This window comes from Anaerobacterium chartisolvens, assembly GCF_003337415.1.
GTDB classification, from domain to species: domain Bacteria; phylum Bacillota; class Clostridia; order Acetivibrionales; family DSM-27016; genus Anaerobacterium; species Anaerobacterium chartisolvens.
This window is the reverse complement of sequence record NZ_QPJT01000001.1, coordinates 1-12,746: the sequence shown is the minus strand read 5'-3', so window position 1 is coordinate 12,746 and position 12,746 is coordinate 1. Positions and strand designations below refer to the sequence as shown.

General features: G+C 41.6%; 13 protein-coding genes. 12 read left to right on the top strand and 1 reads right to left on the bottom strand.

The genetic code is table 11. The features are described 5' to 3' along the window. The first annotated feature begins 45 nt into the window (after positions 1–45). The 7 genes from mreC to DFR58_RS00040 all read left to right on the top strand — a co-directional run bounded on the left by mreC (position 46) and on the right by DFR58_RS00040 (position 5,817). Complete coding sequence (gene mreC / locus DFR58_RS00070) at positions 46–912, top strand: rod shape-determining protein MreC (RefSeq protein ID WP_242987335.1); 867 nt, start codon at positions 46–48, stop codon at positions 910–912. After that, the gene (mreD, locus tag DFR58_RS00065) at positions 909–1,424 is read left to right on the top strand and encodes a rod shape-determining protein MreD (RefSeq protein WP_114295771.1); all 516 of its coding nucleotides are present in this window, start codon (positions 909–911) and stop codon (positions 1,422–1,424) included. Before mreC ends, mreD begins: the two co-directional genes overlap by 4 nt. A gap of 304 nt (positions 1,425–1,728) precedes the next feature. Then, positions 1,729–2,406, top strand: coding sequence for a septum site-determining protein MinC (minC, locus tag DFR58_RS00060; RefSeq protein WP_114295770.1), 678 nt, complete (start codon positions 1,729–1,731; stop codon positions 2,404–2,406). Positions 2,407–2,557: 151 nt separating this feature from the next. Next, positions 2,558–3,358 (top strand): septum site-determining protein MinD, encoded by an 801-nt coding sequence (minD, locus tag DFR58_RS00055; protein WP_114295769.1) that lies wholly within the window; start codon positions 2,558–2,560, stop codon positions 3,356–3,358. A gap of 11 nt (positions 3,359–3,369) precedes the next feature. Next, positions 3,370–3,654 carry a cell division topological specificity factor MinE gene (minE, locus tag DFR58_RS00050; RefSeq protein ID WP_114295768.1) on the top strand — a complete coding sequence of 95 codons (285 nt, stop codon included), beginning with the start codon at positions 3,370–3,372 and terminating at the stop codon, positions 3,652–3,654. A gap of 400 nt (positions 3,655–4,054) precedes the next feature. Further along, positions 4,055–4,924 (top strand): M23 family metallopeptidase, encoded by an 870-nt coding sequence (locus DFR58_RS00045; protein ID WP_114295767.1) that lies wholly within the window; start codon positions 4,055–4,057, stop codon positions 4,922–4,924. After that, positions 4,921–5,817, top strand: a complete 897-nt coding sequence (locus tag DFR58_RS00040) for a site-2 protease family protein (protein WP_114295766.1) — start codon at positions 4,921–4,923, stop codon at positions 5,815–5,817. The genes DFR58_RS00045 and DFR58_RS00040 overlap by 4 nt, the downstream gene beginning before the upstream one ends. A gap of 95 nt (positions 5,818–5,912) precedes the next feature. Here the strand turns inward: DFR58_RS00040 and metF are convergent, their stop codons facing one another. Continuing rightward, positions 5,913–6,776, bottom strand: a complete 864-nt coding sequence (metF, locus tag DFR58_RS00035) for a methylenetetrahydrofolate reductase [NAD(P)H] (protein ID WP_114295765.1) — start codon at positions 6,774–6,776, stop codon at positions 5,913–5,915. Between the two features lie 433 nt (positions 6,777–7,209). On the opposite strand from metF, the gene DFR58_RS22075 reads away from it, so the two are divergent. From DFR58_RS22075 to DFR58_RS00005, 5 genes are all read left to right on the top strand, one after another. Then, positions 7,210–7,401 (top strand): symporter small accessory protein, encoded by a 192-nt coding sequence (locus tag DFR58_RS22075; protein ID WP_114295764.1) that lies wholly within the window; start codon positions 7,210–7,212, stop codon positions 7,399–7,401. A gap of 187 nt (positions 7,402–7,588) precedes the next feature. Beyond that, the gene (locus DFR58_RS00025; protein WP_114295763.1) at positions 7,589–9,217 is read left to right on the top strand and encodes a sodium:solute symporter family protein; all 1,629 of its coding nucleotides are present in this window, start codon (positions 7,589–7,591) and stop codon (positions 9,215–9,217) included. A gap of 454 nt (positions 9,218–9,671) precedes the next feature. Continuing rightward, positions 9,672–10,517 (top strand): sulfide/dihydroorotate dehydrogenase-like FAD/NAD-binding protein, encoded by an 846-nt coding sequence (locus tag DFR58_RS00015; protein ID WP_114295761.1) that lies wholly within the window; start codon positions 9,672–9,674, stop codon positions 10,515–10,517. Further along, the gene (gltA, locus tag DFR58_RS00010) at positions 10,510–11,904 is read left to right on the top strand and encodes an NADPH-dependent glutamate synthase (protein WP_114295760.1); all 1,395 of its coding nucleotides are present in this window, start codon (positions 10,510–10,512) and stop codon (positions 11,902–11,904) included. The genes DFR58_RS00015 and gltA overlap by 8 nt, the downstream gene beginning before the upstream one ends. 233 nt (positions 11,905–12,137) lie before the next feature. Continuing rightward, positions 12,138–12,533, top strand: coding sequence for a secondary thiamine-phosphate synthase enzyme YjbQ (locus DFR58_RS00005; protein WP_114295759.1), 396 nt, complete (start codon positions 12,138–12,140; stop codon positions 12,531–12,533). Positions 12,534–12,746: the final 213 nt, after the last annotated feature.

Genomic DNA, 12,746 nt, shown 5'->3' with positions numbered 1-12,746 from the left:
ATTTAAGGGGTAATGCAAAGCTTTGTATGGAAGGGAGATTTAACTTTGTTGCTGCGCTTGCTTAAAAACAAAGTTCTTATATTAATAGCTGTAACCCTGTCAATATTTATTGTTATGGGGCTTTCTGCCGGAGAGAGCAGAAAAACGGCATATATAGGCAATGCGTTAAATGTGCCGCTGTCTCCTTTGCAAAGTTTTTTTTCTTTTATAGGTGATAATATTGAAGGAACGTTTATATTTTTTAGAGATATGAAGAGCATGGAAGAGGAAAATAAAGAGCTTAAAGCAGAGATAGACAGGCTTGAAAATGAGAACAGAAGCCTTTTGAGGTACCGGGAGGAGAACAAGAGCTTAAGAGAGGCGCTTGACCTTAAGAATCAGTTTAATGACTATAAGTCTATAGGTGGGAATATCATAGCGAAGGATGCGGGCAACTGGTTTAATGTGTTTACTATAGATAGGGGAAGCAATGAAGGAATTACTGAAAATTCTCCCGTTATTACAAGCAAGGGACTCATAGGAAGTGTAATAGAGGCGGCGCCGTTTTCTTCCAAGGTATTGTCTATTATTGATGTAGATAGCACCGTAAGTGCCGTAATATCTAAATCCACCGATATAGTAAAGGTTAGAGGTGATCTTAAGCTTAAGGATCAGGGACTTTGCAGGATGGACTACATACCGGCAGAGCTTGAGCTTGAAATAGGGGATACTGTTGAAACCACGGGCTTGGGAGGAATTTTCCCCAGAGGGATTTTAATAGGCACCGTGAAGGAAATACGGCAGGAGGCAAATGAGCTTGACAGGTATGCGGTAATTGAGCCTGCCGCGGATTTTAAAAGGCTTCAGGAGGTATTTGTTTTAAAGAGTAAGTATAATAATGCCGGGAAAGCGTCAAACGGTGAAATTAAATGAGAGTAACTGTATTAATCTATAGTGCTTGTATCACTCTGCTTATATTGATACAATCTACTGTTTTAGACTATATAAAGGTATTTAACGTTAAGCCTAATTTGCTTATAGTAGCTGTTATTACAGTTGCATTGCTAAGAGGAAATGTTGAGGGAGCTGTTGTAGGCTTTGTGCTGGGCTTGCTGCAGGATGCTTCATCGGGGAAAATACTGGGGTTTTATTCTTTGCTCGGAATGTATCTGGGCCTAATTGTAGGTTCTGTAAACAAAAGGCTGTATAGAGAGAATTTCTTTGTAATGATTTTTTTTACATTTATATCCTCTATATTATACGAAGAGACAGTGTACATACTTTTGACAATTTCTAAAGGCAACATTGATTTTGTTTACTCATTAAAAAATATCGTTTTTCCCGAAGCTGTTTACAATAGCGTGGCATCAATCCTGATATATATAATTGTTATAAAAATCAACAAAAAGATTGAAGGAGCAGCGAAGTCATCCAGAAAATATTGAAAATACTGAAGTGTCCTGATTGCCGGATATGAATTCCGTTATAGGACACTATATAAATTAGTATGCAAACTATCTGAAAAGAATGTAAAATAATTTTCGGAGGAATAATTTCCCCGGAATACGTGACCGCGCTACAATTTAGGCTAACTAAAGTCACAAGCGTCTTCTACAGGTATACATGCTTCTGTAGTTAGAGTAGAAATTATTCTGGAGGATATTATTTTACATCCTCCGTTATCCGATATGCAAAAGTCTAAATTATATAAATTGATTGTAGTATTACATTGCATGGGAGTTGTGATGAATGAGTGAGGCTAATGTTACTTTTAGAGCTACTGTAAACGGACTGGTTATTATATTAAGAGAAGAGGACAGTTTTGACGATATATATAATCAGATGGAAAAAAAGGTTATGTCGGCAGGAAAATTTTTTAAAGGGGCCTCTCTTGATGTTAAATACAGAGGGAGAAAGCTTGATGATTCTGAAAAGGATAAAATCAAGGAGATTATGGTGACCAGAACGGGAGCCCAGATTAAAAGCTTTGAGGAGGACACCGACATCCCTTCCCCAATACAGAAGGGCTCGGGGGCGGAGCAAAATAGAATCAAGCTCAGGAAATATTTTTTCAAGGGAATTAATGAGGGGATTGCAAAATTTTACAGGGGAACGGTGCGTTCGGGGCAGCTTATCAGCTTTGACGGCAATCTGGTAATAATAGGAGATGTAAATCCCGGAGGGGAAATAATTGCCACAGGAAATGTAATTGTTATGGGCTCCTTAAGAGGCATTGTACATGCGGGGGCTGACGGCAACAAGGAGGCTGTGGTGGTGGCCTTTAATCTTCAGCCTATGCAGCTTAGAATAGCCGATGTAATAACCCGCCCTCCTGATGAAAAGGAAAGCAGAAATGCTTTGTCCCCGGAGCTGGCATTTGTTAAGGATGACATGGTATACATAGAGACTTTTTTACCTCAGAGATAGGCAGGGATTGAAGCTGTGCTTATATGGGCGGACAATGGATAATTGACAAAACGTTAAAACAAATATATATTTTAGATATATATTTGTTGAATTGAATTTCTTAAATTTGATAGTATGTTCCTAATTGAATTACTGTAGGGGGTAAGCATTAATGGGAGAGGTCTTGGTAATAACTTCAGGCAAAGGTGGGGTAGGTAAAACTACTACTACTGCAAATATAGGTACGGGTCTGGCATTGTCCGGCAAAAAGGTTGTGCTCATCGATACCGATATAGGGCTTAGGAATCTGGATGTTGTAATGGGTCTTGAAAACAGAATAGTATATGATCTGGTGGATGTTATTGAGGGAACCTGCAGAATAAAGCAGGCACTGATAAAGGACAAGCGGTATGAGGGGCTCTATCTTCTGCCTGCCGCGCAGACCAGAGATAAAACTGCGGTTTCACCTGAACAGATGATAAAGCTGTGCGATGAGCTTAAGCAGGAGTTTGACTTTATACTGGTTGACTGCCCCGCAGGAATAGAGCAGGGCTTTAAGAATGCTATCGCAGGGGCGACAAAGGCTATTGTTGTTACTACTCCCGAGGTTTCCGCAGTAAGAGACGCAGACAGAATTATCGGGCTGCTTGAGGCCAATGAGCTCAGGAACCCTAAGCTGCTTGTGAACAGGGTAAGGATAGATATGGTAAAGCGCGGGGATATGATGAACATTGACGACATTATAGACATACTTGCCATTGACCTTATAGGGGTGGTGCCGGATGATGAAAAGATTGTCGTTTCCACCAATAAGGGCGAACCTGCGGTCACAGACAGTAAATCTCTTGCCGGACAGGCATACAGGAACATAACTAAAAGGATACTGGGAGAAGATGTTCCAATGCTTGATCTTGAGGCAGACGAAGGGTTTGTATTTAAATTAAAAAAGCTGTTCGGGTTAAAAACTACTTAAGGAGGAGAGATATGCTTCTTGATTTATCAAAACTGTTTGGAAGGTCTAAAAATTCTAAAGAGGTTGCTAAAGAAAGGCTGAAGTTAGTGCTTATCCATGATAGAGCAAATGTTTCTCCTCAGTTTCTTGAAATGGTTAAGGGTGAAATAATTAAAGTAATATCAAACTATATGGATATAGATGAGAATGAGCTGGATATACAGCTTACGAGGACAAAGAGCGAAGACGGAGACAGGACTGTTCCCGCCCTTGTGGCCAATATACCTATAAAAAAGGTTAAAGACAGCGGCAAATAGACTTATAATACTATAAAAATCGCTTCTCTTTTAGATTAAAGAGAAGCGATTTTTATTTTAAACCTTTATAGGATGCAATAAAGATTTTACAAACATAGAGGATATAATTGCTTACAGAAATTTTTAACTACAACGAAAAGACGCCTTGCGGGGAAATGTCTCACGGGTATGTCATCAGGCGCTTTTCTTAGAGGTATTCCTTACGGGTCAAAAAAATTTCTTTCATCAAATTATATCCTCCATGTAAAATCTTTATTGCTAAATATATATAATAAAAATTTCTCTGGAGCATATAATTTACAAAGAAAAATCGGCGTATTTTGCGCTGCTGCAAATATCTTAAAATATTAAGATACTTTTAAATACTGGGGAATAAACAAGAGAAGTGGGTGTTGCGTTTATGGAGGATATTGTGTCAAGACCGAAGTATTCACGTCACAATGTATCAAGGAGAAAAAGGAGAAACAATATACAGGGGGACAGCCGTATAGCGGATAAATTGCTGGGACAGATTATCGTATGCGTTGCATTGCTCATAGCAGTGGGAGCTTTTAAGAGCATTGACACTCCGGCAACAAATTTTTTGACTGACAAGATAAAAAATGAAATATCAAGGGATATTGAGCCAAAGGCTATTTATAACAAAGCAGAGCAATTGTTGAGCTATGCGCTGGAAAAGGTATGGGGCACGCAGCTGCAGCCGGAAAAAAATAGTACGGACGATGAGCCCGGTGAGGAAATTGACAATGCCTCACTTCCTTATGAGGGTGATAAGGGTGCCTATGCCGAAGGAGAACTAAAAGGGGCCTCAGGGGAGGCGACGGGGGAGGAATATATGAGTGACGGCGAGCTGGTGAGCTTTATAAAATCCAGGCACCAATTCGTTGTTCCGGTTGCCGGTGCTTTGACATCCGGCTTTGGTGACAGAGTCCATCCTGTAACGGGGGAAAATGAATTCCATACAGGGATAGATATAGAGGCAGAAATCGGTGAGCCCATAAAAGCCGCTCTTGACGGAAAGGTAATAGAGGCGGAAAGCTCCGATACATATGGGAACTATATCAAAATACAGCATGAGGATGATATTACAACAATGTACGGGCATTGCTCAAAGCTTATGGCGGAAGAGGGACAGGATGTAAAAAAGGGAAATGTAATAGCAAGCGCGGGCGATACGGGGATATCGGCGGGCGCTCATTTGCACTTTGAGGTGTGGAAGGGCGGAAAGGCGTTAAATCCTGAGGAATTTGTAAAGGTTCCGTCTGAGTGAAAAAGAATGTTTCAGTAAAAATAAGGAATGTTGATATATCTGTAAACCTGTTGTTTTTTTTGGTAATGCCGATACCGGCCTTATGTGGATATGTATGGGAATTTGCCGCTGTCTTTGCAAGTGCGCTGGCGCATGAAGCGGGGCATATTGCCGTCGCCTGTCTGCTTGGGGCGGGGATCAGTTCCATAAGAATACTGCCGGTGGGTCTAAATGCGGAGATAGATGAATCAGGCTTGTGCAAATATAAAAAGCTGGCAATATATGTGGCAGGACCTCTTGTCAATATAGCTATCGGTCTCCTGCTGCATTTTATTAGCTTTTATCTTCCGTATGCATGGTGGACAAAATTTTTTGCTATGGTTAATTTATATCTGGCTGTTTTTAATCTGCTTCCCGTGCTGCCTCTGGACGGGGGGAGGGTATTGGAGAGCATTATGTCTGAAAGAGTTGGATTTATTTTAACGGAGAGGTATGTTAAGGTCTTTACGCTTGTGCTGGCTTCAATCATATCATTACTGGGAATTGTGCAAATTCTGGGCGAGGATCACCGGTTCAACTTGGTCCTTATTGGAATATACATTTTTTTATGTCTGAAATCAGGCAAAATGGAGGCCGGAATGGTAAATATCAAAAACATGCTTTACAGACGGTCAAGGTTTTTAAATAAAGGAGTATACCCTGCAAGAAACCTGGCGGTTATTAAAAGCCTGCGCGTCAGTGAAGCAATAAGAAGCATGGACTTTGACAGGTTTCACATAATACATGTGCTGGATAACGGCTTAAATATTGTAGGAGAGCTAACTGAGCACCATGTACTGGAGGCAATGATTAAGCACAGCCCCGACATCACCTTTGAAGAATTGCTTGCAATGATGCGCCAAGGAGAGTTCTAGGAAAACAGGAGCAATATTACACTATAAAGGACATTTATAGTGTAATATTGTATCATTCTGTAAATACTTTAATCTCGTAATCATGTTCAGACAGCTTACGCCAGCCCCGCACTTACAAGGATCTCTTTAGTTGACTTGGGCCTGTTCATTGTATATAAATGAATTCCGGGGGCCCCGTAAGCTATAAGATCACGGATCTGCTCCGCTGCATATTCAATTCCCGCCTTTCTTAAATCCTCGGGATTGTCTGCGTATTTGTCCATCATGACAACCAGCTTTGCAGGAATGGAGCATCCGCTTTTGGCAGTCATAACCTTTATGTTGCTATTAAATATGGGCATTATGCCTGGGATAATGGGGCAATTTATGCCTTTGGACTCCGCCTTATCCAGAAAATCATAAAACAGCCTGTTGTCAAAAAAGAACTGGGTTAAAAGAAAATCTGTCCCCTCATCCACCTTTAGCTTGAGATTTAGCAAATCCTCTTTTAAAAGTCTGCACTCGGGATGTCCCTCAAGGTATGCGGCTGCCGCAATACAAAAGTTGTTTTTTCCGCGTATATGGCGTATAAGCTCACTTGCGTGGCGGTATATGTTTTTACTGAAATCAAAGTCAGGCTGGTTTTGAGGCGGATCGCCCCTGAGCGCCAGTACGTTTTCAAGTCCCTCATCCAGCATCTCATCCAGCATTTTGTCTATTTCCTCATAAGAGTGGCCAACACAGGTAAAATGTGCCATGCTCTCTATTCCATACTCTTTTTTTGCCCTTGAAGCAATTTCAATTGTCCTCCCCTTTTGGCTGCCTCCCGCACCGTAGGTAACGCTTATATAATCAGGATTTAAAGCCTTGAACTTCTCCAGAGAGCTTAAAATGTTCTCTAAGGGAACGTCGGGCTTTGGCGGAAATATTTCAAAGGCTATAACGGGCTTTTTTGATTTTAACAAATCTATTATTTTCATCTTAAATCTCCAATTCCGGCACATATTAATTGTCAGTGCCGTTATTCTTAAAAGCATATGGATAACAAGCTTTGATATTTAATTATATGCTTGCAGATATAAAAATACAAATTAATTATATCACAGAATTAAATACAGTCAAGTACAGTTAAAGCACAATTAAATACACAAATATATAAAAAGAATATAAGAAATATTTAAATGCAAAAAAAGCTGTTGATGTATTGTATCTTTTCCTGTACAATATTGTATTGTAGAACGGTATTGCGGACAAGCTTGGGAATAGCGAAGGTGTAATTTCGGTATTCCTTAGAATTATTATAAGGATTGTCAGTCTTAAGAGGCAGACAGTGCTTTAATTGTTTTTTCGATACCCTCTACACGGGTATTTTTTTATTACTCTTGCAAGAGGGGCGGATAAAAGTCTTCTCAAATGTTCGTAGGGCTGCGAGTTTGTGTGAGGGTGCCGCTGCTTACTTGGAAGCAATTCTGTGTAAAAAGGGGTGAAAGCATGTTTCTGGGTATACCTGATTCGGGAATTTGGAGTGCATATATTCTTTGCATTTTAAGCGCACTGGCCTGTGTTATTTATGGCCTGTACAACTGGAATAAGGAGTCGGATTAAGCTCGGCATTCGGCTATTTAAGCTGTACGCTGTCTCAAAATGAAGGGACAGCCGGTAAATTACGGTCAGGGACTTGTTGTTTGGGATAGGAGAAAGGTCAAATATCCTGGAAATGCATGCTCCTTTAAGATTGGGCCCTTTTTAAGGTATAAGTAAAAGGGCAATTAAATTTTTAAGGAGGTCAGTTATGTCTTTTTACACGGTAGCTGTAGTAATTGTATATCTTTTTATAACCGCCTGTCTGGGGTATCTGGGATTTAAGCACACAAAAACTTCACAGGATTATCTGATTGCGGGGAGAAAAACTCATCCTGTCATAATGGCACTTTCATATGGGGCCACATTTATAAGCACTTCTGCAATAGTAGGATTTGGAGGCCTTGCCGCTAATATGGGAATGGGTCTTTTGTGGCTTACCTTTCTGAATGTATTCGTAGGAATTTTTATTGCTTTTATTGTGTTTGGCAAAAGAACAAGGAAAATGGGGCAGACCCTCGATGCCCATACCTTTCCCGAGCTTTTGGGAAAGAGGTTTGAATCAAAGTTCATACAGGGCTTTGCGGCTTCTATTATTTTTATATTTATGCCCATTTACGCGGCGGGAGTTATAAAGGGAGGCGCAAATTTCATACAGACATATTTTGGGATTTCATATCATATATCCCTTCTGGCTTTTGTTGCCATAGTGGCGGTATATGTATGGATGGGAGGAATGAAGGGGGTAATGTATACAGACGCTCTTCAGGGCTGCATCATGTTTATAGCAATGATGGCGCTTCTGGTGGTTGCATATGTCAGCTTAGGGGGTGTAGGACAGGCGCACAGCCAGCTTACACAACTGTATGGCAATCCCGATATACAAAATGATATATCCGGAGCGATTAAGCAGGGATTTCAGGGATGGACATCCATGCCCAAATCCGGGTCACCTATGTGGTGGAGCCTTGTATCTACAATTGTAATGGGAGTGGGAATAGGTGTGCTGGCTCAGCCTCAGCTTGCGGTAAGGTTTATGACTGTAAAGAGCAACAGGGAGTTGAACAGGGCAATGTTGTCGGGAGGGGTATTCATACTTGTTATGACGGGTGTTGCCTTTATAGTAGGCTCACTGTCTAATGTTCTTCTCTACAGGGATACCGGCATGATTGCCATAAAAGCGGCGAATGGCGTAAACGACAATATTATACCTCTGTTTATAAGCAATTATATACCTAAATGGTTTGGAGCGGTATTTCTGATGTCGATGCTCGCCGCCGCTATGTCCACCTTGAGCTCGCAGTTCCATACTATGGGAACGGCAGCGGGAAGAGATATATATGAAAAAAGCCTTGGGAAAAAAGGAAATACTGTTTTAATAACAAGGGGAGGCATGGCGGTTGTCATAATTATAAGCACGCTGCTTGCGTGGATGGCCAGCGGTCTTCCGGTGGCGGACGGTATCATAGCCAAGTTTACCACTATGTTTTTTGAATTGACCACGGCGGCGTTTCTACCTATCTATGTAAGTGCCCTTTATATAAAAAGTATGCCCAGAATAGCGGCGTCATGGGGCATGGTAGCGGGAGCGGCGGCATGGTTTTTCTGGACATTTTTTATACATTCAAATGCCTCGATAATGCAGTTATGCAATTTGATATCAGGAAAGGGCACATTGGTTGCCGACACTTCCTTAAAGAGCTTGTCTATGATAGGAACCACCTTTGTCGCGCTTCCTGTGTCTGTAGCTGTAACATTTGCCGTATGGGCTGCGGTATCTTTGCGTAAAAGACATGACATGCAAATCTCCCATGTCGAAAAATGCTTTGAAGGGATATAAGCTAAATTACACATTTTGGCCTGATATTGATAAATAATTGACACAGAATAAATTAAATATTAAAATAATGATGTAGAGATTTAATTCTTGGCATTAAAATTAAGACGGATTGCCTTGTAAATTCTAGGACAAAGGAAATTTGTCTTTTTTTTTGATAAAATAAATTGGGCAAAGTATCGCCTATATAGGATGCGATAAAGATTTTACAAACATAGAGGATATAATTGCTTACAGAAATTTTTAATAGCAACGAAAAGATGAATTTGGGGGAAATGTCTCTAGGGCTCGAGCATAAATTCACTTTTCTTAGATGTATTCCTTACGGGTCAAAAAAATTTCCTCCATCAAACTATATCCTCCATGTAAAATCTTTATCGCTATATATAGTATGTTTTATCAAAATTATAAAGCTTTGTAAGAGCTTATTAAACGCAGTGATAAGGGGGTTGTTTGCATGTTTAAAATAGTAAGGAAGGAAGTTTTGAATCCTTCTGTAAAGTTAATGGAGATAGAGGCTCCATATGTGGCAAAAAAAGCCCAGCCCGGACAATTTATAATATTCAGGATAGACGACGCAGGGGAAAGAATACCGTTAACCATTGCTGATTATGACCGGGAAAAAGGCACTGTCACAATAATATTTCAGGAAGTGGGAAAAAGCACAAAAAGGCTGGGAGCCATGGAGGCGGGAGATTCTATTCTGGATTTCGTAGGGCCTTTAGGAGTTGCATCGCATTTTGACGGTTTGAAAAAGGTTGCGGTAATAGGCGGCGGTCTGGGAACTGCAATTGCCTATCCTCAAGCTAAGCATCTCCACAGCATGGGAGTAGAGGTTGATTCGATAGTGGGCTTTAGGAATAAGGAGCTCATAATACTTGAAAAGGAAATGGCGGCTGCAAGCAGCAGGCTGTTTATAGCTACTGACGACGGCTCGAACGGTAACAAGGGATTTGTTACCGATATATTAAAGAGGCTTATTGAAGATGGGAATAAGTATGATATGGTTATTGCCATCGGTCCGTTGATAATGATGAAGGTGGTAAGTAATCTCACTAAGCAATATGGAATTAAGACTATTGTAAGTATGAATCCTGTTATGATAGACGGGACGGGCATGTGTGGGGGCTGCCGTGTTACCGTTGGCGGGAAAACCAAATTTGCATGTGTTGACGGCCCGGACTTTGACGGACATGAGGTGGATTTTGACGAGGCAATGAGAAGACAGTCCATGTACAAATCCGAGGAAAAGATAAGCAATGAAAAGCATGAGTGCAGATTAGGGGGTGAGGTAAATGCCTAACATGTCTTTGGAAAAGGTGTCTATGCCTGAGCAGGACCCTAATGTAAGGAATAAGAATTTTCTGGAGGTTGCTCTTGGATATACCGAGGATATGGCAAGGGAAGAGGCGCAAAGGTGCCTGCAGTGCAAAAGTAAGCCTTGCGTGCAGGGCTGCCCAGTAAATGTGCAAATACCGGAGTTTATAAAATTGGTGGCCGAAGGGAATTTTGAAGAGGCATATAACAAGATAAGAGAGACAAACAGCCTCCCTGCCGTGTGCGGGAGAGTATGTCCACAGGAGAGTCAATGCGAGCAGCTTTGTGTCAGGGCGAAGAAGGGAGAGCCGGTAGCAATAGGCAGGCTGGAAAGGTATGTTGCCGACTGGAACATGAGAAACGGAAAGTCTAAGACGGAAGACATTAAAAAGCTTAACAAAAAGGTGGCTGTAGTAGGCTCAGGGCCTGCGGGGCTTACCTGCGCGGGGGATTTGGCAAAAATGGGCTATGACGTGACTATTTTTGAAGCGTTTCATACCCCCGGGGGAGTTCTGATGTATGGTATTCCTGAGTTCAGGCTGCCTAAGGATCTGGTGCAAAGCGAGATTGAAACGGTAGTCAAGCTGGGCGTTGAAATAAGGACGAATATGGTAATAGGCAAGGTGTTATCGTTAGATGAGCTTTATGACGAGGGCTACGAGGCAATATTTATAGGATCGGGCGCCGGACTTCCCAGCTTTATGGGTATACCGGGTGAAAACCTTAACGGAGTGTATTCCGCCAATGAGTTTTTGACAAGGATAAATCTCATGAAGGCGTACAAATTCCCCGATTGTGACACACCTGTCAAGGTGGGCGAAAATGTGGCTGTTGTAGGCGGGGGAAATGTTGCTATGGATGCTGCCAGAAGCGCTAAAAGACTTGGAGCCAGAAATGTATATATAGTATACAGGCGTTCCGAGGCGGAAATGCCCGCAAGGCTTGAAGAGGTGCATCATGCAAAAGAGGAAGGCATAAATTTTAGGCTGCTCAATAATCCCACTAAAATTATAGGTACTGACGACGGCTGGGTAAAAGGGATGGAATGTGTGGAGATGGAATTGGGAGAGCCGGACAGCTCAGGCAGAAGGAGGCCGGTTGCAAAAAAAGGCTCCGAGTATGTACTTGATGTGGAAACTGTAATCATTGCCATAGGCCAGAGCCCAAATCCATTGATCAAGGCTACGACTCCCGGCCTTGAAACCCAGAAATGGGGCGGGATTATTGCTGATGAGGAGACAGGGGCAACGAGCAGGGAAGGTGTATATGCGGGAGGGGATGCCGTTACGGGAGCGGCTACCGTAATACTTGCAATGGGAGCCGGGAAAAAGGCGGCTAAGGCTATTGACGAGTATATAAGGAGCAAGGGGTAAATATACTATATATAGGATGCAATAAAGATTTTACAAACATGGAGGATATAATTGCTTACAGAAATTTTTAACTACAACGAAAAGACGCCTTGCGGGGAAATGTCTCACGGGTATGTCATCAGGCGCTTTTCTTAGATGTATTCCTTACGGGTCAAAAAAATTTCTTCCATCAAACTATATCCCCCATGTAAAATCTTTATTGCTAAATGTATAAAATAAATTCGGGTGATTATATGCTTATATTAAATATAAAGACAGTATCAAGGACATGCATGACGGATATCACATCGCAGGTACAGGATTTGGTAAGCCGGAGCGGAGCCCGGTCGGGACTGTGTACGGTGTTTGTACCTCATACGACAGCGGGAATAACCATCAATGAGAACGCCGATCCCGATGTGGTTTCGGACATGCTTGGAGAGGTTAACAGAATTGTGCGCTTTGACGGCAATTATTCACATGCGGAGGGTAATTCCGCAGCCCATATAAAGGCCAGCATGTTTGGATTTTCAGTACAGGTTATTATTGAAGACGGAAGGCTGCAGCTCGGGACATGGCAGGGAATTTATTTTTGTGAATTTGACGGCCCCAGAAACAGGAAGGTTTATGTAAAGATTATTGAAGCTTAAGGCTTGTGCCGGAGAAAAATACACCCGCAAGCATCCTCGAAGTCAGCTTACTCTTATTTAAGAGTACCTGTGCAGGGGATGTTTGCATTTTTTTAACTAAAAACAGTGGCAATATGGTACCTGTCTTTAGGAGTAAAAAGAGAAAAATGGTGCTAAACCTCAAAATGCGTAGTTTAGCATCATTTTTATTTGTGAGTCATTAAGAAAGTAATT

Bases quoted from the DNA above. Each gene is read 5' to 3' on its own strand.
- mreD (WP_114295771.1), top strand. From the start codon at position 909: ATGAGAGTAACTGTATTAATCTATAGTGCTTGTATCACTCTGCTTATA.
- minC (WP_114295770.1), top strand. From the start codon at position 1,729: ATGAGTGAGGCTAATGTTACTTTTAGAGCTACTGTAAACGGACTGGTT.
- minD (WP_114295769.1), top strand. From the start codon at position 2,558: ATGGGAGAGGTCTTGGTAATAACTTCAGGCAAAGGTGGGGTAGGTAAA.
- minE (WP_114295768.1), top strand. From the start codon at position 3,370: ATGCTTCTTGATTTATCAAAACTGTTTGGAAGGTCTAAAAATTCTAAA.
- DFR58_RS00045 (WP_114295767.1), top strand. From the start codon at position 4,055: ATGGAGGATATTGTGTCAAGACCGAAGTATTCACGTCACAATGTATCA.
- metF (WP_114295765.1), bottom strand. From the start codon at position 6,776: ATGAAAATAATAGATTTGTTAAAATCAAAAAAGCCCGTTATAGCCTTT.
- DFR58_RS22075 (WP_114295764.1), top strand. From the start codon at position 7,210: ATGTTCGTAGGGCTGCGAGTTTGTGTGAGGGTGCCGCTGCTTACTTGG.
- DFR58_RS00025 (WP_114295763.1), top strand. From the start codon at position 7,589: ATGTCTTTTTACACGGTAGCTGTAGTAATTGTATATCTTTTTATAACC.
- DFR58_RS00015 (WP_114295761.1), top strand. From the start codon at position 9,672: ATGTTTAAAATAGTAAGGAAGGAAGTTTTGAATCCTTCTGTAAAGTTA.
- gltA (WP_114295760.1), top strand. From the start codon at position 10,510: ATGCCTAACATGTCTTTGGAAAAGGTGTCTATGCCTGAGCAGGACCCT.
- DFR58_RS00005 (WP_114295759.1), top strand. From the start codon at position 12,138: ATGCTTATATTAAATATAAAGACAGTATCAAGGACATGCATGACGGAT.